The 25726-nt window shown below is 40.9% G+C and carries 23 protein-coding genes and 1 riboswitch; of the genes, 17 read left to right on the forward strand and 6 right to left on the reverse strand.

Going from position 1 to position 25726, the window contains the following annotated elements:
* Window positions 1–41 precede the first annotated feature (41 nt).
* From PGLA_RS16865 to PGLA_RS16895, 7 genes are all read left to right on the forward strand, one after another.
* On the forward strand, window positions 42–2129 hold the full coding sequence (locus tag PGLA_RS16865) for a BglG family transcription antiterminator (protein WP_068534939.1): 2088 nt from the start codon (window positions 42–44) through the stop codon (window positions 2127–2129).
* Window positions 2126–2416: a PTS sugar transporter subunit IIB gene (locus PGLA_RS16870; RefSeq protein ID WP_068534942.1), complete on the forward strand. Its 291-nt coding sequence runs from the start codon at window positions 2126–2128 to the stop codon at window positions 2414–2416. The genes PGLA_RS16865 and PGLA_RS16870 overlap by 4 nt, the downstream gene beginning before the upstream one ends.
* A 20-nt stretch (window positions 2417–2436) precedes the next feature.
* Complete coding sequence (locus tag PGLA_RS16875) at window positions 2437–3699, forward strand: PTS ascorbate transporter subunit IIC (RefSeq protein WP_068534947.1); 1263 nt, start codon at window positions 2437–2439, stop codon at window positions 3697–3699.
* Window positions 3700–3869: 170 nt separating this feature from the next.
* Window positions 3870–4916: an ABC transporter substrate-binding protein gene (locus PGLA_RS16880; protein WP_245700015.1), complete on the forward strand. Its 1047-nt coding sequence runs from the start codon at window positions 3870–3872 to the stop codon at window positions 4914–4916.
* Window positions 4917–4944: 28 nt separating this feature from the next.
* Window positions 4945–6600 carry an ABC transporter permease gene (locus PGLA_RS16885; protein WP_068534953.1) on the forward strand — a complete coding sequence of 552 codons (1656 nt, stop codon included), beginning with the start codon at window positions 4945–4947 and terminating at the stop codon, window positions 6598–6600.
* Between the two features lie 37 nt (window positions 6601–6637).
* Complete coding sequence (locus tag PGLA_RS16890) at window positions 6638–7699, forward strand: ABC transporter ATP-binding protein (protein WP_068534957.1); 1062 nt, start codon at window positions 6638–6640, stop codon at window positions 7697–7699.
* 27 nt (window positions 7700–7726) lie between these two features.
* Window positions 7727–8758, forward strand: coding sequence for an ABC transporter substrate-binding protein (locus PGLA_RS16895; protein ID WP_068534960.1), 1032 nt, complete (start codon window positions 7727–7729; stop codon window positions 8756–8758).
* A 166-nt stretch (window positions 8759–8924) separates the two neighbouring features.
* On the opposite strand, the gene PGLA_RS16900 is transcribed toward PGLA_RS16895, so the two are convergent.
* Together PGLA_RS16900 and PGLA_RS16905 are read right to left on the reverse strand one after the other, a co-directional pair.
* On the reverse strand, window positions 8925–9365 hold the full coding sequence (locus tag PGLA_RS16900; RefSeq protein ID WP_068534963.1) for a hypothetical protein: 441 nt from the start codon (window positions 9363–9365) through the stop codon (window positions 8925–8927).
* Between the two features lie 117 nt (window positions 9366–9482).
* A riboswitch (cyclic di-AMP (ydaO/yuaA leader) is annotated at window positions 9483–9649 on the reverse strand.
* 223 nt (window positions 9650–9872) lie between these two features.
* A complete protein-coding gene (locus PGLA_RS16905) occupies window positions 9873–10199 on the reverse strand; it encodes a DUF3889 domain-containing protein (RefSeq protein WP_068534966.1) in 327 nt (108 codons plus the stop codon).
* Between the two features lie 305 nt (window positions 10200–10504).
* Here PGLA_RS16905 and PGLA_RS16910 point away from each other — a divergent pair, with 305 nt between their 5' ends.
* The 3 genes from PGLA_RS16910 to PGLA_RS16920 all read left to right on the forward strand — a co-directional run bounded on the left by PGLA_RS16910 (window position 10505) and on the right by PGLA_RS16920 (window position 13367).
* Window positions 10505–11554 carry an ABC transporter substrate-binding protein gene (locus PGLA_RS16910; protein ID WP_068534969.1) on the forward strand — a complete coding sequence of 350 codons (1050 nt, stop codon included), beginning with the start codon at window positions 10505–10507 and terminating at the stop codon, window positions 11552–11554.
* A 98-nt stretch (window positions 11555–11652) separates the two neighbouring features.
* Window positions 11653–12573 (forward strand): ABC transporter permease, encoded by a 921-nt coding sequence (locus PGLA_RS16915; RefSeq protein WP_068534972.1) that lies wholly within the window; start codon window positions 11653–11655, stop codon window positions 12571–12573.
* A complete protein-coding gene (locus tag PGLA_RS16920) occupies window positions 12573–13367 on the forward strand; it encodes an ABC transporter ATP-binding protein (protein WP_068534975.1) in 795 nt (264 codons plus the stop codon). Before PGLA_RS16915 ends, PGLA_RS16920 begins: the two co-directional genes overlap by 1 nt.
* 98 nt (window positions 13368–13465) lie before the next feature.
* Here PGLA_RS16920 and PGLA_RS16925 read toward each other — a convergent pair whose 3' ends face one another.
* The gene (locus PGLA_RS16925) at window positions 13466–14356 is read right to left on the reverse strand and encodes an ATP-dependent DNA ligase (protein ID WP_211269568.1); all 891 of its coding nucleotides are present in this window, start codon (window positions 14354–14356) and stop codon (window positions 13466–13468) included.
* Window positions 14357–14520: 164 nt separating this feature from the next.
* Window positions 14521–15597, reverse strand: coding sequence for a DUF418 domain-containing protein (locus PGLA_RS16930; RefSeq protein WP_068534981.1), 1077 nt, complete (start codon window positions 15595–15597; stop codon window positions 14521–14523).
* Window positions 15598–15865: 268 nt separating this feature from the next.
* Here PGLA_RS16930 and PGLA_RS16935 point away from each other — a divergent pair, with 268 nt between their 5' ends.
* Complete coding sequence (locus PGLA_RS16935) at window positions 15866–16705, forward strand: sensor histidine kinase (RefSeq protein ID WP_068534985.1); 840 nt, start codon at window positions 15866–15868, stop codon at window positions 16703–16705.
* Window positions 16702–17379, forward strand: coding sequence for a response regulator (locus PGLA_RS16940; RefSeq protein WP_068534988.1), 678 nt, complete (start codon window positions 16702–16704; stop codon window positions 17377–17379). The genes PGLA_RS16935 and PGLA_RS16940 overlap by 4 nt, the downstream gene beginning before the upstream one ends.
* Before the next feature lie 46 nt (window positions 17380–17425).
* Here the strand turns inward: PGLA_RS16940 and PGLA_RS16945 are convergent, their stop codons facing one another.
* Window positions 17426–18790, reverse strand: coding sequence for a TrkH family potassium uptake protein (locus tag PGLA_RS16945; protein ID WP_068534990.1), 1365 nt, complete (start codon window positions 18788–18790; stop codon window positions 17426–17428).
* Window positions 18791–18926: 136 nt separating this feature from the next.
* Here PGLA_RS16945 and PGLA_RS16950 point away from each other — a divergent pair, with 136 nt between their 5' ends.
* The 5 genes from PGLA_RS16950 to map all read left to right on the forward strand — a co-directional run bounded on the left by PGLA_RS16950 (window position 18927) and on the right by map (window position 24908).
* Window positions 18927–19484, forward strand: a complete 558-nt coding sequence (locus PGLA_RS16950; RefSeq protein ID WP_068534993.1) for a GNAT family N-acetyltransferase — start codon at window positions 18927–18929, stop codon at window positions 19482–19484.
* A 34-nt stretch (window positions 19485–19518) separates the two neighbouring features.
* A complete protein-coding gene (gene pepF / locus PGLA_RS16955) occupies window positions 19519–21318 on the forward strand; it encodes an oligoendopeptidase F (RefSeq protein WP_068534996.1) in 1800 nt (599 codons plus the stop codon).
* 95 nt (window positions 21319–21413) lie between these two features.
* A complete protein-coding gene (locus PGLA_RS16960; RefSeq protein WP_245700017.1) occupies window positions 21414–23033 on the forward strand; it encodes an S-layer homology domain-containing protein in 1620 nt (539 codons plus the stop codon).
* Window positions 23034–23066: 33 nt separating this feature from the next.
* Window positions 23067–23966, forward strand: a complete 900-nt coding sequence (locus PGLA_RS16965; protein WP_068534999.1) for a DMT family transporter — start codon at window positions 23067–23069, stop codon at window positions 23964–23966.
* A gap of 189 nt (window positions 23967–24155) precedes the next feature.
* Window positions 24156–24908, forward strand: a complete 753-nt coding sequence (gene map / locus PGLA_RS16970; protein WP_068535002.1) for a type I methionyl aminopeptidase — start codon at window positions 24156–24158, stop codon at window positions 24906–24908.
* 54 nt (window positions 24909–24962) lie between these two features.
* Here map and PGLA_RS16975 read toward each other — a convergent pair whose 3' ends face one another.
* Window positions 24963–25568 carry a pentapeptide repeat-containing protein gene (locus tag PGLA_RS16975; protein WP_068535006.1) on the reverse strand — a complete coding sequence of 202 codons (606 nt, stop codon included), beginning with the start codon at window positions 25566–25568 and terminating at the stop codon, window positions 24963–24965.
* Window positions 25569–25726 lie beyond the last annotated feature (158 nt).

Raw genomic sequence — 25726 nt, forward strand, 5'->3', positions numbered from 1 at the left:
TTTATGTAAACGAATACAATCCAAATGGATAGGTGACATACATGATATCTAGTCGACAACAAAGATTACTTAAACAACTGATGGAAGCAAGACAGTATATTCCATTGCAGCAGTTGGCGGATGAATACGATATCTCTTTACGAACGGTTCGTCATGATCTACTACAATTAGAGGACTGGCTACGACAACATGATGTTGTACTTGAACGTAGCCGTTCTGCAGGAGTGTATTTGCAACTAGATTCACAGCAGTCAGAGAGTCTGGCCATACAGATGAGAGAGCGCCCAATCTATATGGATGCTAAGCAGCGTATCACGTTATTGTTGAAGCAACTACTACAAAAAACAAACCTATCTATGGGGGAAATGTTAGCGGAATTTGAGATTAGTAAAAATACGCTACTTCTCGATTTGAGTGATATTAAAGTGTGGCTCGAACAAAGAAGGCTTACGTTACAGAAAGAAAGAGGAACATTGAGTATTGATGGAAGCGAACAATTAAAGCGAAGCGCATATTTAGAGTTGCTTCGTGCCGAAGTTACGGATGATAAATTATTGGGATATATGCTCAGTCAGCCATCGGAGGATAAGTTATCTATCGTTCCTTGGAATGTGTGGTTTAAATCAAGTGATGCCATGATGTTATTTGATTCTATTCAGCATTTGGAGCAACTCCTCGGAATACAGTTGACAGATGCAGGTTACTCAACACTAACCTTACATTTGTTGATGGCGATGGAACGATTGAAGCATGCTCATGCCATTGAGATGGATCTAGAATTACTGCACGAATTGGAAACACAGCATGTATATCAAGTCATTCAAGCTGAAGTAGTACCTGCAGTAGAGCATCATTTTCAAGTTAAACTACCTGCCTCTGAGATTGGATATATAACACAACACGTTCTTGGTGCACAGAAACAAAATGTCCCCGCAGATGAAGAGTTATATATCGGGCTAGCCAAACAAATCGTCTCTAGAACGGAAAAGGCATTGGGACATCGACTACAAATGATTGAACAGATTGTCCAGGGATTAGTGATTCATTTAAAACCTGCGGTCTATCGTGCTAAATTCGATTTACAATCTAAAAATCCGTTACTTGATCAATTGAAAATTCAATATGGTTCGTTTCTTACACTTCTTGAACAAATCGTCAATGAAGTTATGGAACCCATCTCCGTTACCTTCGACCTGGATGAGGTTGGATATATTATGCTTCATATTGGTAGTGGCATAGTTCCTCATGTCGCTCAGATTCGTAAGCGAGTTGCCATCGTATGTGGTTCCGGTTTCGGTACTTCAGCCATTATCAAACGTCGCTTATCAGATATTTGTCCTCAAGTGGATGTTGTGAATAACTACTCATACAAGGAGTCTAGAGATATTACGCTTAATGATGCGGATGCTGTATTAACAACTATTGATATCGGACATCCGATCCCTGTGCCATGGCTAAAGGTGTCACCCCTATTAACATCAAAGGATCAGCAAGAAATTGCTGCTTTCCTCGGAGTCACTATCATGGAAGAGGCTGGAACAGCGACAACCATTCAGACGGTCAATGACATCTTTCGAGTTGTGGAGCGCAATGCGGATATTCATAACCGTAACAAGCTTTTAGAGGAGTTACTGTTTTTGATCCAAGGTGGACATTTACAGGGACCAGAATATACGAACCGTTTAAGCGATTTACTACCATGTACATCCATACGTTTGCAATTAGATTCTATGGACTGGGAATCTGCCATACAAATGGGATGTCAACTGCTAAGCGAACGTAGTTTATCAGGCCTAAACTATGAAGAGAGATTAGTTGAGATGATCGATTCGAATATACATTCTTTTATCATTCATGATGGCGTTGCTTTTCCACATGCGAATATGCCGGGAGATATTAGGCAGACTGGATTTAGCCTAGTCACTTTCCGAGAGCCTATTTCTTTTGGTCCGCTAGCCCATCCTGTCTGGCTAATTATTACGCTTGCAGCCGTTGACAAAGAGCAACACGTAGGTGCGCTTAGTACGCTACTCGATGCACTCAATGATGAAATGTTTATGACAGACTTACAGCAATCTTCTAATTCGTATGATATATGGCGATCATTTCGAGAGAAGGAGGAGCTATGAGAAAAATCATCGTGGTATGCAACAGTGGACTAGGAACAAGCATTATGATCCGTATGAATGTGGAAGCACTACTGAAAGAATTCGGGCTGAAAGCATGGGTTGAACATACAGACGTCACGTCGATGGAAGCACATGACGCAGATTTAATTATTGGATCTAGCTATATTTTAGACTCACTAGACTCTATATCAGGGATTGAAATGATTGGGTTGGAGGATTTAATTGATCGTCAATATCTTAAAAAAATGCTAACGGAAAGTACGACATTTCAACTGTGGGTTGGTTGACCGAGTAAAGGTGAGTGAATATGAATGCTACACAATTAATTAGTAAAGGATTACTCGGTGAACCTGCGCTACTTCTGGGGTTTATAGCGTTTCTTGGTTTATTAATTCAGCGGGAGCCAATACAACGTCTGTTAAATGGGACGATTAGAACCATGCTTGGGTACACACTCCTACAGATCGGAGCGAATGCTGCCGGTACATCTTTGTCTAATTTATCAGCCATCATTCAAAATGGATTTCAAGTCATTGGTATTATTCCTCATAATGAGACCATTACTGGTTTAGCCCAAATTAATTATGGTGAAGAGATTGCCATAATCATGCTCATTGGCATGATTCTACATCTAGGGATCGCTCGATTTACACCCGTTAAATTCATCTTCCTTACAGGCCATCACATGTTGTTCATGGCTTCATTATTAGCTGGGACGCTCATGTCTCTGTCCATGTCAACATGGCAGGTCATGGTGATTGGCGGGATTGTGCTGGCTATATGCATGTCATTCGCACCTTTAATTTCACAACCTTATATTCGTAGAGTAACAGGAGACGAAAGAATTGCCATAGGGCATTTTAATAGTGGAGGATACCTCTTGAGTGGGTTTATTGCATCATGGTTTAAGCTGAAGGAAGAGCCGAAGGAACCCTATAAGATGAAGAGGATGCGTGCCTTTTTTCAAGACAATATGGTGGTTATTACGGTATTTACATTTGTCTTATTTATAGTCTCAAGCTTGTTTGCAACTACACGAGGTATCGAAGAAATGTTCTCTGGACGTCATTTCATTAGCGTCTCACTCCTTCAGGCAACGTGGTTCGCAGGAGGATGTTACGTCATTCTTGCGGGTGTTAGAATGATGTTATCCGAGATTGTACCCGCTTTTAAAGGGATTGCTGATCGTGTTGTACCGGGTGCCATTCCTGCATTCGATTGTCCAGTGCTATTCAAATATTCACCATTTGCTGCGATGATCGGATTTTTACTTAGTTTTACGGGTGGGATTATGGCTATGATCATAATGATGAATATACAATATACAGTCATTATTCCTGGTGTCATTCCACATTTTTTCTCTGGGGGTGCTGCTGGGGTTATTGCTTATAAAATTGGGGGACGTCGGGGCTTAATCACGTCTTCTCTCGTCCATGGATTTGTCATCACGTTTCTACCGATGTTTCTCATTCCGTTATTGTCCAATCTGGGCTATTTACGGACAACCTTTGCTGATAGTGATTTCTCCATCATTGGAATCATCGTTCATGCGATATTCAGTTGGATCTAAGTTGGTACACTAACACAAAGAGCCTATCTCAAGAAGAAGTTTGAGGTAGGCTCTTTGCGTTAGAATAATACACCCAACTTCTTGCCGATGCAAACGGCAGAACCTTGGACTAACAGTGTTGTAAGCGCATCCACTATAATGAGGACATCAAGAGAAAAGGGGATATGGATATGAAGAAAAAATGGATTAGTTCATTTACAGCGTTGGCATTAGTAGCTGCAATGATCACGGGTTGTAACTCTAACAGTAGCTCTGAAAGCAAATCTGGAACGGAAGGCAAACCAACTGGGAAAATTACCGTATATATCGGTCTCCAAGAAGATCATGCGGTTGCAGCAATGAAGAAGTTTACTGCGGACACAGGTATAGAAGCTGAAATGATTCGAATGTCGGCTGGAGAAATCTTGGCTAAGGTTCGTGCTGAGAAAGATAACCCTAAAGCTGATGTATGGTACGGAGGTCCTGCAGATACGTACGTCCAAGCGGTTTCCGAAGGTTTGCTTGAACCTTACAAATCTCCAATTGCGGATAAGATTGATGCGAAATATAAAGATCCAGATGGATATTGGACTGGTGTATATGTTGGAGCTGTTGGATTCGCTTCTAACAAAGAGTTCTTAGAAAAGAAAGGATTAGAAGCTCCGAAGAAATGGGAGGACCTGCTAAACCCTGCATTTAAAGGCGAAGTAGTCATGGCTGATCCAGCATCTTCTGGTACTGCCTATACTGCGCTTTACACCGTATTAAATGTAATGGGCAGTGAAGACAAAGGATTTGAATATCTAACAAAACTTCATCCTCAAGTGCAACAATATACAACAAGTGGTGCGGCACCAGGACGAATGGTTGGAATGGGCGAGGCTGGTGTAGGTATTCTATTCGCACATGATATTATCAAATATCAAGAAGAAGGCTTTAAGAATCTTGTCTTGACGATCCCTGAAGATGGAACAGGTTATGAAACAGGAGCTATTGGTATCATTAAGGGTTCAAAGAATCAAGAACTTTCACAGAAATTTGTTGATTGGACTTTGTCTCCTGAAGCACAGGAGTTAGGTAAGACTGTAGGTAGTTTCCAGAACATCACGAACTCTGATGCTGTTGGTCCGGAACAAGCTGTTAAATTAGATGAAATAAATACTATTGATTATGATGTGGCAGAAGCAGGTAAACAGCGCCAACGCTTGATCGATAAGTGGAGTACAGAAGTTAAGTAATTAAATCATCTTGAGAGGGGAGAGCTAAATGGGCGCTAAGTTCAAAAGATTCAAGCGTGAGCCACTCCTGCCGATACTAATCGTGTTAGTTATGCTCAGCTTACTTGTATTTATTGTCTATCCTTTATTTCAAATCTTTAAATCGAGTTTCGTGACTACGGATGGTATGTTTAACTTCGATGGGTACAAGAGGGTGTTGTCAGGTGGTGGGTTATTCACCGCCTTGACCAACTCCTTAGTCCTTGCGTTCCTGTCGGCGACACTTTCAACAGTCATCGCATATTTGTTCGCTTACACGTTCGCTTATGTAAAAGTGCCATTCAAACGATTGTTTAACGGCATTGCCATCCTACCAATTATCTCACCGCCATTTGTTATTGCATTATCGGCGATGTTGTTGCTTGGTAAACAAGGATTAATAACCAAAAACTTGTTGGGTCTTGATAATGCTAATATTTATGGGCTTCATGGTCTGGTGTTGGTTCAGACATTATCATTCTTTCCTATTGCATTCCTTACTCTGTCGGGGCTACTTCGTTCAATCAGCCCCTCTCTAGAGGAAGCTAGTCAGAATATGGGTGCGAATAAGCTAAAGACATTTGTTACGGTAACTCTTCCGTTGTCCGTACCCGGAATTGCAAATGCATTCTTACTTGTTTTTGTACAATCACTTGCTGACTTTGGAAATCCAATGACCATTGGTGGGAATTACTCTACTGTTGCACGAGAAATTTATTTACAGGCTGTAGGTAGTTATAATATGCAGTCTGGTGCGGCACTTGCGATAGTATTGCTCACGGTTACTTTGATCGTATATGTGCTTCAGAAATTCTGGGTAGGCAAGAAGAGTTATGTCACAGTTACAGGTAAACCGACTGGACAGAGAAGATTGATAGAATCTGGTCCTATTAAAATGATACTGTTCGCATTTTGTATCATTATGTCTTGTATCGTCATTGCTTTTTATGCATTAGTCCCTATAGGTTCATTTATTAAATTGTGGGGGATTAATAATAGCTTCACATTAGATCATTATAAATATGTGTTCTCTATTGGACAAAAGGCCATGAAAGATACACTAACACTAGCCTTAATCGCAACACCGATATCCGGCTTACTTGGGATGATTATTGCCTTCTTAATTGTACGGAAGAAGTTTCTTGGGAAAAAAGCTCTCGAAATCATCAGCATGTTATCGATCGCGGTACCCGGGACAGTTATCGGTATCGGATACATTCTTTCTTTCAACAAAGCTCCGTTAGCGTTAACAGGGACGGCTGTGATTATCATTGCAGCATTTGTTATTCGGGCGATGCCTGTAGGAATTCGATCAGGAATTGCTGCATTACAGCAGATAGATCCTAGTATTGAAGAAGCAGCTACTAATTTGGGCGCGAAGCAAGCCAAAGTGTTTACAAGTGTCGTCTTACCACTCATTAAATCTGCCTTTTTCAGTGGATTGGTGAACAGTTTTGTTAAGAGTATGACTGCAATGAGTGCTGTTATATTCCTGATTTCTGCGAAGTATAACCTTATTACAGCATCTATTCTTGCGCAAGTGGAAGCGGGTCGGATTGGTGTGGCAAGTGCATACTGTACGATTCTAATCATTATTATGATTATTGCTATGATTTTGTTAAACCTACTAGTGAAGTGGATGAGTGGACCTAGACGTACAACTTAATACAACAACAGAACCTTTATGAGATGGGGGAAAAGTCATGGCTAAGACTGTTAGTTTAAAACAAATATCCAAAGCATTTACCGATGACAAAGGGAAACTAACCTACGCTGTTGAGAAAGTCAATTTAGAAATCGAAGCGGGACAATTCGTGACCCTTCTTGGTCCTTCCGGTTGTGGTAAAACGACAACACTTCGGATGATCGCGGGCTTTGAAGATATAACATCAGGTGATATTTTTTTCGGCGATGAGAATGTCAATGAAGTTCCACCGAATAAGAGAGACTGTACAATGGTATTCCAATCCTATGCTTTATTTCCGCATTTAAATGTGTTCGAGAATATAGCATACGGTCTTCGCATCAAGAAATTATCTCAAGAGGCCATTCGGAAGAAAGTAGAATCCGTCTTAAATATCATGAATTTAAATGATTATCTGGAACGCATGCCATCGCAACTGTCAGGAGGTCAACAGCAGCGCGTCGCCTTAGCAAGAGCACTAGTGATGGAACCAGGCGTGCTACTATTTGATGAACCTCTATCCAATCTCGATGCTAAGCTTCGAGTTGTCATGAGAGATGAGATTCGTAGGATCCAACAACAAATTGGGATTACGACCGTATATGTCACACATGACCAGAGTGAAGCGATGAGTATGAGTGATATGATCATTGTAATGAATAAAGGGAAAATCGAGCAGATGGGAAGCCCAATGGAAATCTACCAGCGTCCTAAGACAAAGTTCGTAGCTGATTTCATCGGTTCGGCTAATTTCGTGGAAGGTGTAGTTAAAGGGATTGATAATGGGAGATTATTAATAGAGACTCATTCCGGAATACTGAAGGTTCGTCGCGATGGATTCAAGATCGGTCAGGCTGTAACAGTCGTTATTCGTCCAGAAGCTGTGACGCTTACGAAGGGTACAACACATTTGGGTAAAATTACTAAAAGTATATTTATGGGACAAACACAAGAATACGAGGTAGAATATGATGGTCAACACCTTCAGATTACGGAGCATAATCCGATTCAAGAACATGTATTTCAGGTAGGTCATGAAGTATCGTTACAATTCTCTGAAGATTCATTGCATATTATTTGATACTTTCAGTGAAAAGAGGGGGGACGCATGAAACGTTCGGTGAGTATTATGCTAAGGCTTTCCCTCTTCAGTATTCTCTTATTATTATGTTCATCTTGTGCTAAAGAAACAAAGGGGACACTCACGATATATGCTGGTCTGTATGAAGATCATGCTATTAAAGCGATTGAGACCTTTCAGAAGCAGACCGGTATCAAAGTATCTTATGTTCGCATGTCTAGTGGCGAGATTCTCTCACGCATACGAGCAGAGCATGACAATCCTAAAGCGAGTGTGTGGTTCGGTGGACCCGCGGATACGTTTATTCAAGCCAAGTCCGAAGGATTGTTGGAGCCCTATATGTCTCCCAATGCTTCAATGATAGATCCGATGTATCGTGACCCGGATGGATTCTGGACGGGAATCTATGTCGGATCTATGGCCTTCGTATCCAATAAGACCTGGTTGCAAGAGGTAGGAATGAAAGCACCTGAATCGTGGGACGATTTGCTTAAGCCTGCTTACCGAGGAATGATCTCCATGCCTGATCCACGATCATCTGGCACAGCGTATACGACTCTTGCAACATTGGTACAATTATTCGGTGAAGATGAGGCTTTTAAATATTTGAAATCGCTCCATGAGCAGAACATTGTCTATACTACATCTGGTAGCGTACCAGGACGTACGGTAGGTATGGGTGAAGTCGGAACAGCTGTAATGTTCTCACATGATGCACTCAAGTTCTACAAAGAAGGATTTCAGAATCTCATAATTACTTTCCCTATCGAAGGAACAGGATATGAGATTGGGGCGGTTGGAATGATTAAGGGGGGGCCTAACAACAAAGAGGCGCAGCAGTTCGTGGACTGGGCTTTGACCAAGCAAGCACAAGAGCTTGGTAAGCAGGTAGGGAATTACCAACTGCTCACGAATAGTAATGCGGAGTCTCCAGAAGAAGCTTTTCCACTTAATAACCTCAACGTAATTTCCTATAATCTGGATTGGGCTGGTAAGAATAGAGAACGTCTGATCAACACATGGATAACCAAAATTATACATGTGAAATCTGCAAAATAAATGGATTGTTGGCTAATCTAGTCGTTCAATGAAACCCACATGTGTAAAAGCATATGTGGGTTTTTGTGTGCTAAGTACCTTGATTGAGGATGTTGCTAAGGAGATCCAACAAGAAGCTCACTATGTTTATCCAAATGTAACTTCAGCACTTGGAATTCGGTCATTATTAAAAAGAGAAATAGGATTGTGAACGTGAAAACAGATAGGAACGTTCAAGAGATATACCTAACGATGGATTCTGTAAGTTCGATGATAGATTCAACAGAGCGGATTCAGCAAGCGTCTTTCTGACTGCGCCCCACGGTTCATGGTTATTCTGAATGAAGTTCATCCCTTCGTAGATGGAAAGGCCTCTCAACTGCATAAAGACGGAAGCCCAGTGGATAAGGTCGAAATGTTGTTGCACGTCTGATATCTTGTACTCAGCCCAACCATCGATGCCGGCACTTGAAATTTTAAACAATCCACAGGTACACTTTTCGTTATCTCCTACAACCGTGTTTTCGATTAGTGTGCTATCAAATTGATATATCTCTAGATTACCAATCTCGAAATTGGATAGTTCATTTGTATTCAATCCGGACAACGGGTCGGTTAAGTTTAACATGTATCATTCTCCTCATGGATATGGAATGGATAGATAACATAAAAAGCCCGAAGAGCAGAGAATCTCTACTCTCGAGCTTTACACAGTAAATAATACGAGCTGTGGAAGCACGGGGCGTGGTTCTCTCTCAATACGCTTACGAGGTTAGCTGTCGGATTCGGGCTTGAGAGTACCCTACCTAGCGCTTATTAGTAAGCAGAAGGATTCACCCCATGAAACGTTTTGGCGTTAGTTTCGGTTGGGTCCCCCGTTTCCCACTTAAGGGAATTCAGCGTTTGATTGGAAAATATTACGTTGTTGAGATGAATCATACGCTGACAGCAAGATAATGTAAAATTCCAAAACAGATGCAAATATCGTATTTTCAGCTTATATGGGTAAATGAAAACGGGTTCATTTGGGATTGTCGTATGTTATCTATATAAATACTGCGCCATACTATGGTTTGCGTGGTTTGATAGTAAAGAGGAGAAATTGGGAGAAGTGAATCGTAAATTGAAGGCCTGCTTAGGGATTCGTTTCATCATAACGTATTGTAAGTAATTGATTATTGTTGGGATTGAAAGAAACGCTCACAATGACTGCAAATTCCTTACTATCTTTAGTGAGAATAAGTTTGAATTTCTCTTCTGTGATGGTGTCTGAGATCTTCTCGCTACCCAAATGTAGATAGTCTGTAACAGGGGCATTGTACTTCTTGTGCGTCTCTTTCACTGCGATGCTCCCCCATTTTGCATAAGAAGGTTCTGTTGGTATGGTATCCGAGGATATGATCGTTATCGACGTTATCATGCTGAGTATGAATAATGTAACAAGTTTCTGGATTGTGGACATGCACGATAACCTCCTTGTTTCGAGAATTGAATCTATTATTTGTAAAAAAATGTAATCGTATTCATAAAGAATGGATTGGATAGTTTCTTTTTGTATATGTAGCGAAATACCTATGGTAGCAACGGATTTTTAAAATATATTGTAATTGACGTATATAGTACAGGCATATATTATAAGTAGTAATTAATAGGTCATTTTTTTTGTGAAAAGGCTTTAGTGCGACTCAATCTTACAGCGGTGAAGCTTGTCTGTTTTAGTCGAATGATGTTACTGAATCGTAGGAAGATGAAAAAGGGGGATTTTGAATGAAAAAGAAACTATGGGTCTCACTAATTTTGACTGCGGTTATGATGGCAACGGTGGCTTGCGGAAATAACGCAGCTAAGGGAACGAATGACACCACTGGAACAGACGCAGCCAGCAAAGAAAATAGTGACAACAAATCGTACAAGATTGCCATTTCTCAAATTGTTGAACATCCATCGTTGGATGCTACGCGTGAGGGATTCTTGCAAGCCTTGAAAGATGCTGGAATTACTGAGGGAGAGAACTTGAAGGTAGACTATAATAATGCACAAAATGATCAAACGAATAATATGACCATTGCTCAGAAGATTAATTCGGATGATGCAGATCTGGTCCTAGCTATCGCAACGGGGTCGGCACAAGCAGTTGTAAATAAGGTTAAGGATAAGAATATATTGTTTGCTTCTGTATCAGATCCTCTTGATGCAAAGATTGTAACCAATCTAGAGAAACCCGGAGGTCGTATATCGGGAGGTTCCGATACGAACCCTGAAGCAACGGTTAAGCTGATGGACTTCGTAGCGGGAAGTTTTCCTAATGTAAAGAGTGTGGGTCTCGTTATTAATGAAGGGGAACCTAATGCAGTCATGATGTCTAGACTGGCAGAGGATGCTCTTTCTAAACATGGTATTAAGTTAGTTAAGGCAGCTATTACCAATACATCTGAAGTGAAACAAGCAGTAGAATCTCTGATCGGTCGTGTAGATGCGTTGTATATTACGCTTGATAACAGCGTAGTGAGTGGTGCAGATGCGATCATTCAAGTAGCGAACGAAAAGGATATTCCTTTCTTCTCCAGTGATCGTGATACGGTTGAGAAGGGTGCATTTGCAACTGTAGGGTTTAAATACTTCGATCATGGTTACCAAGTGGGCCAGATGGCCGTGGACATATTGAAGAATGGCAAGAATCCAGGAGATATGCCTGTAGGAATGCAAGAAAAGCTGGATCTTATCTTGAATGTAAAAGCGGCAGCTGCTCAAGGAATCAATGTGACGGATGAGATGAAAGCGCAAGTGAAAGATGCAGAGAAGAATATTATCCAGTAATCAGAGTTAATTGAATTGAGTATGTTCGTTGTAAGCTGGTTTAGGAGTGGTCGATTTCTATCGTCCACTCCCTTTACGTCTAAGAGGAGGTAATCATTATGAGCGATTCTTCATGGATATGGGGCTCTGTAGAATCAGGTTTGTTGTATGCATTTATGGCACTTGGCGTATATATTACGTTTCGAATTTTGGATTTCCCTGATTTAACGGTGGATGGTAGTTTTACGACAGGGGCTGCGATTACCGGGGTAATGATTACGAATGGGTACTCCCCAATTATGGCTACTTTTGCAGGGTTTGCTGGAGGACTTGTTGCGGGAGCATGCACAGGACTGTTGCATACGAAAGGTAAAATTAATGGGCTAATGTCTGGTATCCTGATGATGATTGCTCTCTATTCCATCAATTTAAGAATATTGGGTAAACCTAATGTTTCTATATATGGCATGGATTCAATATTCACTTCGGTAAAACCACTCATTATTGTACCGATTATTGCTATTATCGTATTGGGTCTATTGAATCGTTTCTTGTATTCGGATCTTGGGTTGGCTCTAAGAGCTACTGGAGATAATGAACGGATGATTCGAAGCTTCGGTGCAAATACAGACTTCACAAAGATTGTAGGTATTAGTTTATCGAATGGGTTGGTAGCGCTCTCGGGGGCTCTCATTGCTCAGCAATCTTCTTTCGCTGCTATTGATGGTGGCGTAGGTATGATTGTTATTGGACTGGCTTCCGTCATTATTGGAGAAGCTGTGTTTGGAGCTAGGAATGTTATTCATCATACGATTTCAGTCGTTCTAGGTTCAATTATATATCGTATTGTTGTTGCTCTTGCACTTCGAGTAGAATGGTTGGAAGCCTCGGATATGAAGCTGATAACCGCTATTATTGTTATTATTGCACTTGTTCTTCCATCCACACGACGTGTGTATAAACAGAAGAAAATGGCTAAGAAACGTTCAGCAGAAATATTACATGTTGGGCAAAAGAAAACAATGGGGGGTGAGGTGTAATGCTTCAGCTAAACCATGTAGCTAAATTGTTTAATCCAGCCACACCGGATGAGAAGATTGCTCTTTTTGATATACAACTACATATGAAACCAGGAGACTTTGTTACGGTTATTGGTAGTAATGGGGCAGGTAAGTCGACCTTGATGAATATTATTTCGGGCGTTATGAAGCCGGATACCGGTAATGTAAGAATTGATAATGAAGACGTCAGTCATTTACCAGAATACCGTCGAAGTCAATGGATTGGACGAGTCTTTCAAGATCCGATGGCTGGAACGGCTCCGCGTATGACCATTGAAGAAAATTTAGCGATGGCTTACGCACGTGGTAAACAACGCGGATTATCATTGGGTGTGAAGGCGAGCAAACGAATCTTATTTCGTGAACATCTTTCACGCTTAGGTATTGGTCTAGAACAGCGACTTCACGCTAAAGTAGGGATGCTCTCGGGTGGTGAACGTCAGGCGTTGAGTCTACTTATGGCTACGTTCACGAATCCTCAAATCTTGTTGTTGGATGAACATACGGCTGCACTAGATCCTGCTCGGGCAGAGCTGATCACTAGACTTACGGAGAGTATCGTTCGGGAGATGAACCTGACAACACTTATGGTAACTCACAATATGGAGCAGGCTATACGTCTGGGGAATCGACTTATCATGATGGATGGTGGTCGCATCATATTAGATATTGATGAAGAACGAAAGAAAGACTTAACGGTCGAGCGGTTACTAGGTGAATTCGAACAAATTAGTGGACATAAACTATCCGATGATCGTCTCGTATTAGGATAGTTCTAGGGTAAGAGACAAGCTATAATCTCACAACGGAGGGTGTGGGTTATAGCTTGTTTTTTTGTTTGAGATTGCTCGTGTCTAAACTGATAACCCAACTAGGAGTTCGAAATTCCCTCAATTGAAATTAGCTTAGGGTGCCTGAGCTGGCCAGCGGTAGTTACCTCCAAGCCAGTGACTGCTGCTTTTAAGGAGTTATTTAACCAATGTATCGTTGTTCTCCGCAATCCTTCTGGCATGGCGTCGAAATAATCTTGCGGCTTTGCAGTAGTTGGCAATAATGCTAATTGTTGCTTTAATGAATGATTAAGACCGGAGGATATTCTACCGAAATATTCGCCTTCTTTACTCATCGCAAGGCTGGATACGACCCCTTCTTTCATCAGAACACCTACAATGTCCACTTCCATTTGAACGGAAGTCTTACACTTGATCCAGTCGTGATGATGTTTGCCTTCTCGATAAGGACTCGAACTCTTCTTAGCGACGACGCCTTCTAATTGTTGATCAACCACCCAATTCCATAATACCTCACCATCATTAAATACATCGGTGGTATAAAGAGGGTGCTTCCAGTCTTTGGCTAACGATTTCAATCGTTGATTTCGTTCTACAAATGGAAGTTTCCTAACATTCTGTTCTCCACACTGTAGTACATCAAACACGATATAACTGACGGGTTCGCGGTCTGCTGCACTCTTAATGAGCTTAGTGTCACGCATTCTACCACGCTTCTGTAATTGTTGAAAACTAGGTTTACCCGTAGATTTATCTAAAAGTATGGCTTCCCCATCTAAAATATAATTTCCATTCAATACTGAAAGTGCTTCTATTAACTCAGGGAAGACGGTATTTAGGGATAACATCTTTTTGGAGTAAAGGTTAACTTTCTTATCCTCTACCTTCGCTATAACTCGGTAACCGTCCCATTTCAGTTGATAGATCCATTCCTCGCCAACCGGTAGGGTGGATTGAAGAATAGGTGACATGGGAGTGAATGGATGCATATTAGTAGTCCTCACTTTCGTTGCTCACAGGAAGTTCGTTCTTTAGATTAAGTTATTAACGGAAGCATTCATCTGTAAACAAGCTCTTAATAGCTTTTACAATTAAGCCGGTGATTGTACTAGGATGTAATTACTATTTATACGACTCAGCACAATCTTCGCATGATAAGTTCAACCGGGCCTCTAGCTATCCATTTTCTCCACACATATGAAAAGATCATGGCAATAAGGAAATAACTGCATCCATACGCGATTGAAAAAGAAAGATTTCCATTCTCCAGATAGCCAACCATTTCAAGAAAACCTAATCCAATGATGACATGCCCAATATAATGAGTTAATGAAAGCTGTCCGGTATTGATTAACGCCTGTGTCAACCGGAAATGTCCTAAGTGTTCGACCACATAAAAACTAATCGTGATGACGGCCACCGCTAAGCATGTTGCAGATAATACGTATAGCATCGTAGGTGGCATCGGTTTCGTTGTAAACAAATAGTTAGCGGAATCGGTATCAAGTACAGAAGTGGTCCCTTTAATAAGACCATAGGAAATGGCCTCGAAAATAACAGCCCCTGACAACGAATAGAGGAATATCCGTAGTCGATTCCCCTTATATAACCAGTGTTTTCTACCAAGCCACAAGCCGATTAGGAAAAAGCACACCCAAGGAAAAATGGGGTGGAAGCCGTTGAATATAAGATTAAGAATAAATCCTTCTATCGTCCAAAATTCAGTATATTCGTGAAAGCTACTGTCCCAACCTTTACTATAATCGAACATGATCAAAAAAGATTGCGATGCTAATAGAATAACGGTAAATAAGCTAAGTATGATCTTATCTGACGCTACAATCAAGATTGCAGCTACAAGCATAAAAACCGCGTAATAATGCAAAATATCGGCATTCCAACCCATTACTAGAAGGAACATCCCCATGATGAACAGAAAAGCAGCTCTCCGGTACAAGTTGTTCCGACTTCGACGAATGACTTCTTTGCTTGTTGAACTTCTTGCTTTCGTGGTCATTAATGACACGCCAATGCCTGCCAGCACGACAAACAATGCTGCTGCTCTTCCCTCAAATAGACTTGCAATGGATCCCAACCATGCCACATCATTGTCAGCTTGCATTGCAAGCTTATAGTTCACGATAATCATTCCGAAGATTGCCAAGGCTCGTGCAAAATCAAAGGCTGTAATACGCTGTGTGGATGGATTCATTCTTTCGACATCTCCTTTTAACTTCCTTTATTAGTTTACTTACCGGTCGGTAAAATAAATACTAATGCATAACGATCTATTTTGCAATAGACTGTTGAATCTTATGTGGTTACCTCCCTGATACATCCAGGTAAAACTGCCAAAGCCATAGCGAAATGCTTTGACATCTGGTTAAACTGCTAAATAATTACCATGTGTGAGACCATTTAGATGTTTTAAGAAGTCATCTCAGTTATAATGAATGGATTATCTTTAATAGGAGGACACAATGTCGTACAAACAGATTAAATGGATGATCCTCTTTCTACCTACGGTAACCGTTGGCTTATGGGAATACTTACGTCATAGTCACTTACTAAATTACATATCGATGGACCTAGGGAATTTTCTAAGCCCTGTCATTGTGTTTCTTACGAGTCTGACGTTATTGATGCCTTTATTTCGGATGTTAGAACATAACCAAGAGGAATTAAACCGTGAACGTGCGGAGAAAGCGGCGCTTGAAGCGAGAGAACTATTATCAAGAGAACTGCATGATGGGATCGCTCAGTCGCTATTCTTATTGTCCGTGCAGATCGACCGTGTTGATACTAAAACAATCACGCCTCAGGAGCAGGGGGAGATCCAAGAAATACGTAAGACGGTTCATGAAGTCAACCGGTATGCGCGTCAGGCTATCACGAATTTACGTTATCCAGCCACGACAGAAATGCATGAATTTGAAGACTCTATGAAAGCTAGAATTATGGATATTGCCGATGAGACATTAACGATCCAACCGTTCATTGAATGGACGATTCCTGATCATTGCCTTGATTCAAGACAAAAAATAGAGATGCTAGCCTGTATCCGTGAATCCCTTCTTAATATTGCTAAACATGCACAAGCAACCGTTATTTCTATTCGTGGGGTTGGATCGGATGAGTCATGGAAGGTCCGTATCGAAGATAACGGAGTAGGGATGATGGATGACCTTGACTATTATCAAGACCGTTATGGTCTACGTATTATGGTAGAAAGAGCTCGTGATCTTGGATGGAAAGTGTCCTTACCAGAGGTCTCCCATGGAGCGGTAGTTGAGATTAGAAAGGAGGCAATAACACAGTGAGTATATATCGCGTACTTATTGTTGATGATTCACAGCATGCGAGAGAGGCCATGATTGTTATATTAGCTGAAGATGACGATTATGAAGTCGTGGGGATTGTATCAAGTGGAGAAGAGGCGATAGCTGTAACGGAGCAACTTATGCCCGATCTTATCCTAATGGATATTGAAATGCAGGGAATGGGAGGTCTTGAGGCAACTCGGATCATAAAATTACAATACCCTTATGTCAAAATAGTGATGATCACGGTATCGGATGATGTTGCTCATTTATTTGAAGCGCTTAAGCAGGGGGCTCAAGGTTATTTACTGAAAAATCTATCCCCGTCAACATGGCTTGCCTACTTACACGCGATTATGAGAGATGATGCTCCCCTTAGCCGTGAACTTGCTTATCAAATTCTGAAGGAATTTCCGATTTCCGTAGCAAATGAGGATGATCCAATTCCATTGACTACAAGAGAAAGAGAAATATTAAACTGGGTTGCATCAGGCATGACGAATAAGGAAATTGCAGCTCAACTTGGTATCTCGGATCAGACGGTTAAGAATCATTTGAAAAATATACTACAGAAGCTTCATCTTGAGAATCGTGTGCAATTAACTCGTTATGCTCTGGACAAAGGATTAGTTAACCGTAAAGCGGGACTATTCCCAAAGCGAAAGCGTTTATAAAAAAGAGCTTCACTGTCCTGCAAAGGATCAGAGAAGCTCTTTCATTTTATCCTATCGTAATTTTACCTTCTGGGTATCGGAATGATTCTTTCTGTGGCTTAGGACTTAATGCATAAGCTAATGTTAAAGGGCCAAGTCGGCCTAGGAACATCAGGAATGTAATCGCAATTTTTCCTACAGTTGAAAGCTCGGGTGTTAGTCCCATAGAGAGACCGGTCGTTCCGAAAGCTGAAGTTGCCTCGAATAGAATGGTCAGAAATTGACGATCTTCTGTAACGGATAATACCATGGTAAAGGCGATGACAAGTAGAAAAGATAATAGTGTTAATGTAATGGCTTTGTAGACAACTTCCTTCGAAATTCGGTTGCGGAAGAATACGACATCTTCTCTTCCTCGAGCCATGGTATACATGGCACCTATGAGAATGGCAAAGGTGGTCACTTTAATCCCTCCACCTGTTGAACCTGGTGCTGCACCGATGAACATCCATATGATCATAAAGAATTGAGTAGATTGCCGTAACATAGGGATGTCTAATGTCGTGATCCCGCCAGAACGTGTAGTGACCGATTGTAAGGTAGAGGCCATTATTTTGTCTGAAGGATTAAGACCTTGTAATGTATGTTCATTAGAATATTCAAAGATATAAATAACGATGGATCCAATCACAACCAGCGCCACTGAGACGGAGAGGACGACTTTGCTGTGAAGCGAAAGTTTTCTCGACTTGCGAAATCCAAGTAAATCGGAAATAACGATAAAACCAATGCCTCCGAGAAAGATAAGTAACATAATCACAATACTTACAAAAGGGTCATTTACATAAGGACTGAAGCTGCTGAAAGGACCGTGTATGCTCCCAAAGATATCAAGACCAACGTTTGTAAATGAAGAGACACTATGAAATATCCCATAATATAAAGCTTGTCCGATAGACATGTCCAATGAAAAACGAATGGAAAGAAGTAACGCTCCGACCAATTCGATGGATAGAGAATAGAAAATGACTTTGCGCATGAGGCGCACAATCCCCTCCATACTCCCATGATTCATAGCTTGTTGTAGAACGAGGCGCTCTTTAACAGATATACGTTTGTTAAACACTAAGGCAATTAACGTAGCCATGGTTGTAAAACCAAGTCCGCCAATTTGACAAAGGCTTAATATCACTAATTCCCCAAAAGTAGATAGCTCTGTACCCGGATCGATAACAGCAAGACCAGTGACACACGTTGCTGATGTAGCCATAAATAAGGCATTCATAAAGGATAAAGATACTCCTGTAGAAGATGCTATGGGTAACGATAGTAGAATAGTCCCTATTAGAATAATGAATGCGAAGCCGATTACTAGTATTTTGGGAGGTGTTAATAAGAAGCGATACACTTTATTTTTCTTCGTGAAATTCATTTCATTTCTCACTTTCTAGAATGTCATTCTTTCCATTATAGTGTACCCAAGATTGATAAGACAGTCCCCGACTCCCATTATTTCTTATCGTAAGTTATAATTTAATATAAACACTAAAAACTTGGAGGGATACATCATGTTAAGACACGCAAAAAAGGAAGATGGACCTAAGGTTTCAAGATTACTTTATGATGCAATACATGACATTGCGCACCAATTGACAGGGCAAGAGAGTGAAGCTGATGCCGTTGATGTTCTGGAGAAATTCTTCGTTCAAGAAGAGGGCCGCTTAAGTTATCATCAAATGCTAGTGAAAGAAGTGAATGATGAGGTAGCTGGGGTTGTCGTATCTTACGCAGGTTCTGATGCTATTGTATTGGATAAACCGATTATTGAATACTTACGGAACGTAAAGAATGATCCGAATATCGTGCTAGACAAGGAAGCCGATGAGGATGAATATTATATAGATACCCTCTCTGTATCTCCGGCATACGGAAGACGAGGTATCGGTAAGGAACTTATGTTAGCCGTTGAGAATGAAGCGAGAGATCGAAACTTCACTCGAATTGCATTGGCTGTAGATATTGATAACGCGGGCGCATATGCTTTGTATCAGAGATCAGGATATATCGTGGATAAAGAAATATCGATCAACGATCACATGTATTATCATATGGTGAAGTCAATATAATGATAAAATGTTTGTATGAGAGGGGCACGAGAAGATGGAGAAGATCATGAAACGTTCAGAAGTACTTGAAGAAATGACATGGAATTTAGACGATCTTTTTACGAGTGTGGAGTCTTGGGAGATTGAACTTAGTTCTATCCGCGAGGACGTAAAGTCTGTAACAAAGTATAAAGGTCGTTTAAATGAAGGCTCAGAAACGTTGTTAGCATGTCTTAATGCGCAAGAGGCATTGCATATGAGAGTCTCTCGTGCGGCGACATTTGCACACTTACGTCAGACAGAGGATGGAACGAACCCAGATCATCTCGTGAACTCAGCTAAATCGGGAGATATGGTATCGAATATTGCATCTCAATTAACTTTTATCAATTCTGAGATCATTGCATTACCTGATGGTACTGTAGAAGGGTATCTTGAAGAGAATGCGGGGTTATCAGATTACCGGAGAAGTATTCACCTGTTGCTCAAGACGAAACCTCATCGTCTAAGTTCTGAAACCGAGAGTGTGCTTGCATCGATGAGTGAGGTCTTTAACTCACCCTATCGTGTTTATCTGCGAGCGAAGTTATCTGATATGACGTTTGAAAATGTAACGGATGAGGGTGGCAACTCCTTGCCAGTATCATTTCCATTATACGAGAATACATATGAGCAATCGACAGATACGACGCTTCGACGTTCTGCATTTGCTTCCTTTAGTCGCTCTCTTCGTACATATCAGAATACATTCGCTGAAGCCTACGCGACGGAAGTTAAGAAGCAGGTCGTACTATCTCGTCTACGTGGTTATGAGTCTGTAACTGAGATGCTTCTGCAACCACAACAAGTAACTACAGAAATGTATGACCAGGTCCTTGATACGATACAAGAACAATTGGCACCACATATGCGTCGCTTCGCCAATTTGAAGAAACGTGTGTTAGGGCTTGATCAAATGTACTTTGCTGATCTAAAGGCACCACTTGATCCTGAATTCAGTCCAAGTACGACCTATTCAGAAGCATGTCAGTTGATCCAAGATGCACTTGGCATTCTAGGATCAGAATATGGTGAGATTGTGAACTCAGCGTTCAATGATAGATGGGTAGATTATGCGAATAATGTAGGTAAGTCGACGGGGGCATTTTGCTCTTCAGCCTACGGAGAACACTCCTACATCCTAATGACATGGGCAGATAATATGCGAGGGGCATTCACACTAGCGCATGAGGTGGGACATGCTGGACATCTGATGCTTGCAGCTAAGAATCAGCGCTTAACGAACGCCCGTCCATCGACGTATTTTATTGAAGCGCCATCGACATTGAATGAACTTCTACTCGCCGACCATTTGATGGCGAATTCAGAAGACGATCGTATGAAAAGGTGGGTTATTCTACAACTACTGAACACGTACTATCATAACTTTGTGACACATTTACTTGAAGGAGAACTTCAGCGTCGTGTCTATCGATTAGCGATGAACGATGAGCCTATCACGGCTAAAGTTCTATCAGAACTAAAAGGAGAGATTCTGACTTCCTTCTGGGGAGACTCCGTTGAAATTGACGAAGATGCGAAGTTGACATGGATGCGCCAGCCACATTATTATATGGGTCTTTATCCGTACACCTATGCAGCTGGATTGAGCGCCTCTACAGCGGTTGCACAGATTATTCGTGAAGAGGGACAACCTGCCATTGATCGATGGTTGGAAGTTCTCAAAGCGGGTGGAAGCATGACTCCGCTAGAGCTTATGAAGCTAGCAGGTGTAGATATGTCAGACGAGTATCCAATTATTTCTGCGGTTAACTATGTGGGTTCTTTGATAGATGAACTTGAATCTCTCTTTTAACGGTCAAACCTTCCATTATTTGATCATAAAAGCCTTCGCTTTAATTTGATAGGATAGACTAGCACTCTATTCTATTAAAAAGTGAGGCTTTTCTCTTGAACAAAAATGGCATACATAAAGTAATCTTTAAGATTAGTACGCTAATGGTACTAATAATATCTATCAGCATCACATCTATTCCTTCGGTCCTTGCAGCTAATGCAAGTAACAAAATTCCTTTTGACGATATTACGAATAGTTATGCTCAGAAGGAAATTATTCGGTTAGCTAGCCTAAATATTCTTAATGGTACGGGCCCCCGAACATTTTCCCCTCAGAAACCTGTAACTAGGGCTGAATTTACAGTTATGATCAATAGATTGTTACGATTGGAAGCGGTAGATAGCGCTATTGCTGCGTTTACTGATGTTCGTAAGAATGATTGGTATTATGGGTGGATACAAGCGGGGCTGAACTTAGGTATTGTCGATGGGGTCCGTCCGGGGATATTCGAACCTCAGAAGCAGATCAGTCGTCAAGAAGTTGCTGCGCTGATTGTGAGAGCTACAAAGATGAAAGCTGGGTCCACATCAAGCAGTCTTCCATTCGTTGATTCCAACAAGGTCGCTTCGTGGGCTATTCCATACGTATATACGATTCACAAGAATTCAATTATGTCAGGGGAAGGGAACAAATTCCGTCCAAATGACGCTATGACGAGGCAAGAAACAGCAGTCGTACTAGCTCGAATCCTTGATTCACCATTCGGAGTTAAAGTCAGTAAGGGACAACAAACCTCTGTAATTCAAATGGGATGGCAATATGATAGCACAACAACGCAATTCATCAATCAAATTGAATCGTCTAACATCAACACGTTGGTGCCTAGATGGTTCTATCTAGAGAATAACGGTGTGGTATCGGATAATTCCAATAAAGAGTTAATGACATACGCATCAAAGCATAACAAGAAGATATGGGCTATGCTTGGGAATCGTTCGAATTCCGAACTGACCCATACGATATTATCAAGTTCAATAACGAGGAATAAAGTGATCCAACAATTGACTAGCTATGTTAAAAAATATAAGCTGGCCGGTATTAATGTCGATTTTGAAAGTGTTGATCCTATTGATCGTGACAATCTAACTGCCTTTATATCAGCGTTATCCAATGAATTGCACAAGATAGGTGCCGTTACATCAATTGATGTATCTCCCGATTTAGGGACGGATTGGACGGATGGGTTCGATTATGCGAAACTCGGGAAATCCGCAGATTATGTTGTCCTGATGAGTTATGATGAGCATTGGTCAACATCTCCAAAAGCCGGATCTGTGTCCTCACTTCCTTGGGTAGAGAAGGCATTGAACAAATTGATCCTTTCTGTACCTGCTAAAAAAGTGATTGTTGCACTGCCATTCTATACACGTGATTGGTCTTATACTTCAAAGGGTGTCGTATCCGATGAATTATCATTATTACTACAGAATCAACGGATTAGTGCCATGAACGCCAAGCTCTCATGGAACAATACTACGGGTCAATATGTAGCTACGTATTCAAAACAAGGTACGAAACATAGCATTTGGGCGGAAGATAGTCGCTCTCTTTCGATTAAAGCTCATATGGCTGCAAAGAAAGGCATCGCGGGATATGGGTATTGGTACATGGGCGCTGAAAGCCGTGATATTTGGGCTGCCTTGAGGAATGTTGTCAAATATTCAGCCTACTAAATGATTGAAACCCAAACACGAGAGGAATCAACAATGAAGAAATCATCATCACCTATTCCTATCATCATACCGCTTCTCATCGGCGTTATTGCAGTCTCTTTTTCTGCTATATTCGTGAAATGGTCTAGCGCACCTGCATCGATTCAGGGGATGTATAGACTTCTATTTGCGGTATTAATTATGTTGCCCTTCGGAATTCGACGAGTATCTGAGTTCCGAGCGGTATCATTTAAGAACTGGCTCCTTTTAGGAGCATCCGGTTTTTTCCTAGCATTACATTTCTTGTTGTGGATGGGTTCATTAAAGTATACGACGGTGTCGAGTTCAACGATTATATTGGCACTTGAGCCCGTATTTATCTGGTGTGGGGCGTATTTTATATTCAAAGAAAGAATATCCACATTCGCAAAGATAGGAATGCTAATTGCTGTTGCAGGTGCTGCCTTGATCGGGTGGGGAGATGTTGGTATTTCAAGTGCTAATCTATATGGGGATTTATTATCTTTCTTAGGTACCATGGCCGTTGCCGTTCATATGTTAATCGGACAGAAATTAATGTCACAAGTATCGGCATATGTATACAACTTGTCTGTATTCTCCGCAGCAGTGGTCGTCTTTGCTCTCTATAATGTGATGAGGGGAGTATCCTTTACGAATTATAATGACCAAGAGTGGGGGATATTCCTTCTATTAGCCATCGTTCCAACGGTGTTCGGACATATGTTATTTAATTGGTTACTACAGTATATATCTGCAACGACTGTTTCGATGAGTATTCTGGGGGAGCCGATTGGCGCGAGCTTGCTTGCATTTATTTTGTTAAATGAGACCATGAGTTGGATACAAATCAGTGGGGGTCTAATGGCTATTGCCGGTATGATTCTTTTCATGCGAGTAACGGGTAGTAAGAATAAAAGTGAAGCAATAGATTAGGGATGGATGGATTGAATAATGTTATAAAATAGACAATGATACTGTTCTATTCATGCATTTTTTAGTCAGTACTTTTGTATGCTATACGAAGATGGTGTATAATCTTATTGTTTGGACTTAATTTTCTTTCACCAACTCGACATAGTCTGGTTATAATAAGAAGACCATAATAGAATGAGGGATAAGAACATGATTACGATAAAGACGAAAGAACAAATCCAGAAGATGAAGTTAGCTGGTGAAATATTAGCGGCGTGTCATCGAGAGATCAGTAAGATGATTGTTCCTGGAATAGCTACTTTGGAGATCGATAAATTCGCTGAGGAGTTTATGATTAAGAACGGAGCTACACCTGAACAAAAAGGGTATAATGGTTATCGATTTGCAACTTGTGCATCCGTGAATGATGTCATATGTCATGGATTTCCAACGCATACGAAGTTAAAAGAAGGCGATATCGTTACCATTGATATGGTCGTTAATCTAAACGGATGGCTTGCTGATTCAGCTTGGTCTTACCCTGTAGGTCAAGTATCTGAGAAATCACAGAAACTCTTAGATGTAACAAAGGAATCTCTTTATAAGGGTATCGAGATGGCAGTGGTAGGCAACCGAATTGGAGATATTTCACATGCCATTCAGGTCTATGCGGAAGCGGAAGGGTTCTCTGTCGTTAAAGAATTCATCGGACATGGTATTGGTAAGGATATGCATGAAGAACCTCAGGTTCCTCATTATGGTCCACCAAATGTAGGTCCAAGACTGAAGGAAGGCATGGTTATTACGATCGAGCCGATGCTTAATACAGGTACGTACCGTAGCAAAATAGATGCAGATGGTTGGACAGCTAGAACGCTTGATGGCGGTTTGTCTGCACAATATGAACATACTTTAGCAATCACTGCGGATGGTCCAATCATTTTGACGGATCAGAACGTATAAGTTGAATTAACGAAAAAGGGAGGCAACAATTGTTGCCTCCCTTTTTATTATTAGTTAGTCTATTCGTGCTCCATAAGACCGAGCGAAAGAAGAAGCTTGAATGAGATCCATTCTAACGCCTTTAATATCAAGTGATTTAAAGTCAATCCCATCGAGAATAGCACCTCGTAAATCAGATCCTTGTAGTCTGGCATTGCTCAGTTGAACCCGAGTTAAATCGGCATCTCTAAGATCTGCCTTTTCTAAATTGGCTTGATATAAATCGGCTTCCATAAAGCGAATTTTGCGTAAATCTTGCTTGCCAAAGTTCACATGCCGAAGATTGGTGTAGGACCAATCACCTTCAAGAATGGTGATGCCATCCATTCTTGCTTCAGCGAAGTCAGAACCTACCATTTTACAGTTATCGAATTTGGATACAAATAGATTGCTACCATGGAATCGGCAATTAGTATAAGCAGAACCGATATGCTGTGAAGCATTAAGATTGGCATTCGAAAAGTTACAATTGATAAATTGGCAGTTCGTCGTTAATACTTCTTCTAATGCTGTGCCATTAAAGTTACATTCATGAAATGTGCAATTTCTCAGTTCCCCGTAACATAAATCAGAATTACTGAAATCTACATGATCATACTGTTGATCTATATGGATAAACATCATATCATCTCCTAATACGCTTCATTATAATGAAATTATCTGTGTTTAAAAGGGTGTTCTAACGGTATTGAAAGTAAAGTTGAATATCTCGTGTTAGTTTGTTATGTTTGTTTAAATGAATCTACATAGACTATATCATCTTTGAAAGTGAGAAGTGG

The sequence above is a fragment of the Paenibacillus glacialis genome (assembly GCF_001637205.1).
Classification (GTDB): domain Bacteria; phylum Bacillota; class Bacilli; order Paenibacillales; family Paenibacillaceae; genus Paenibacillus_AQ; species Paenibacillus_AQ glacialis.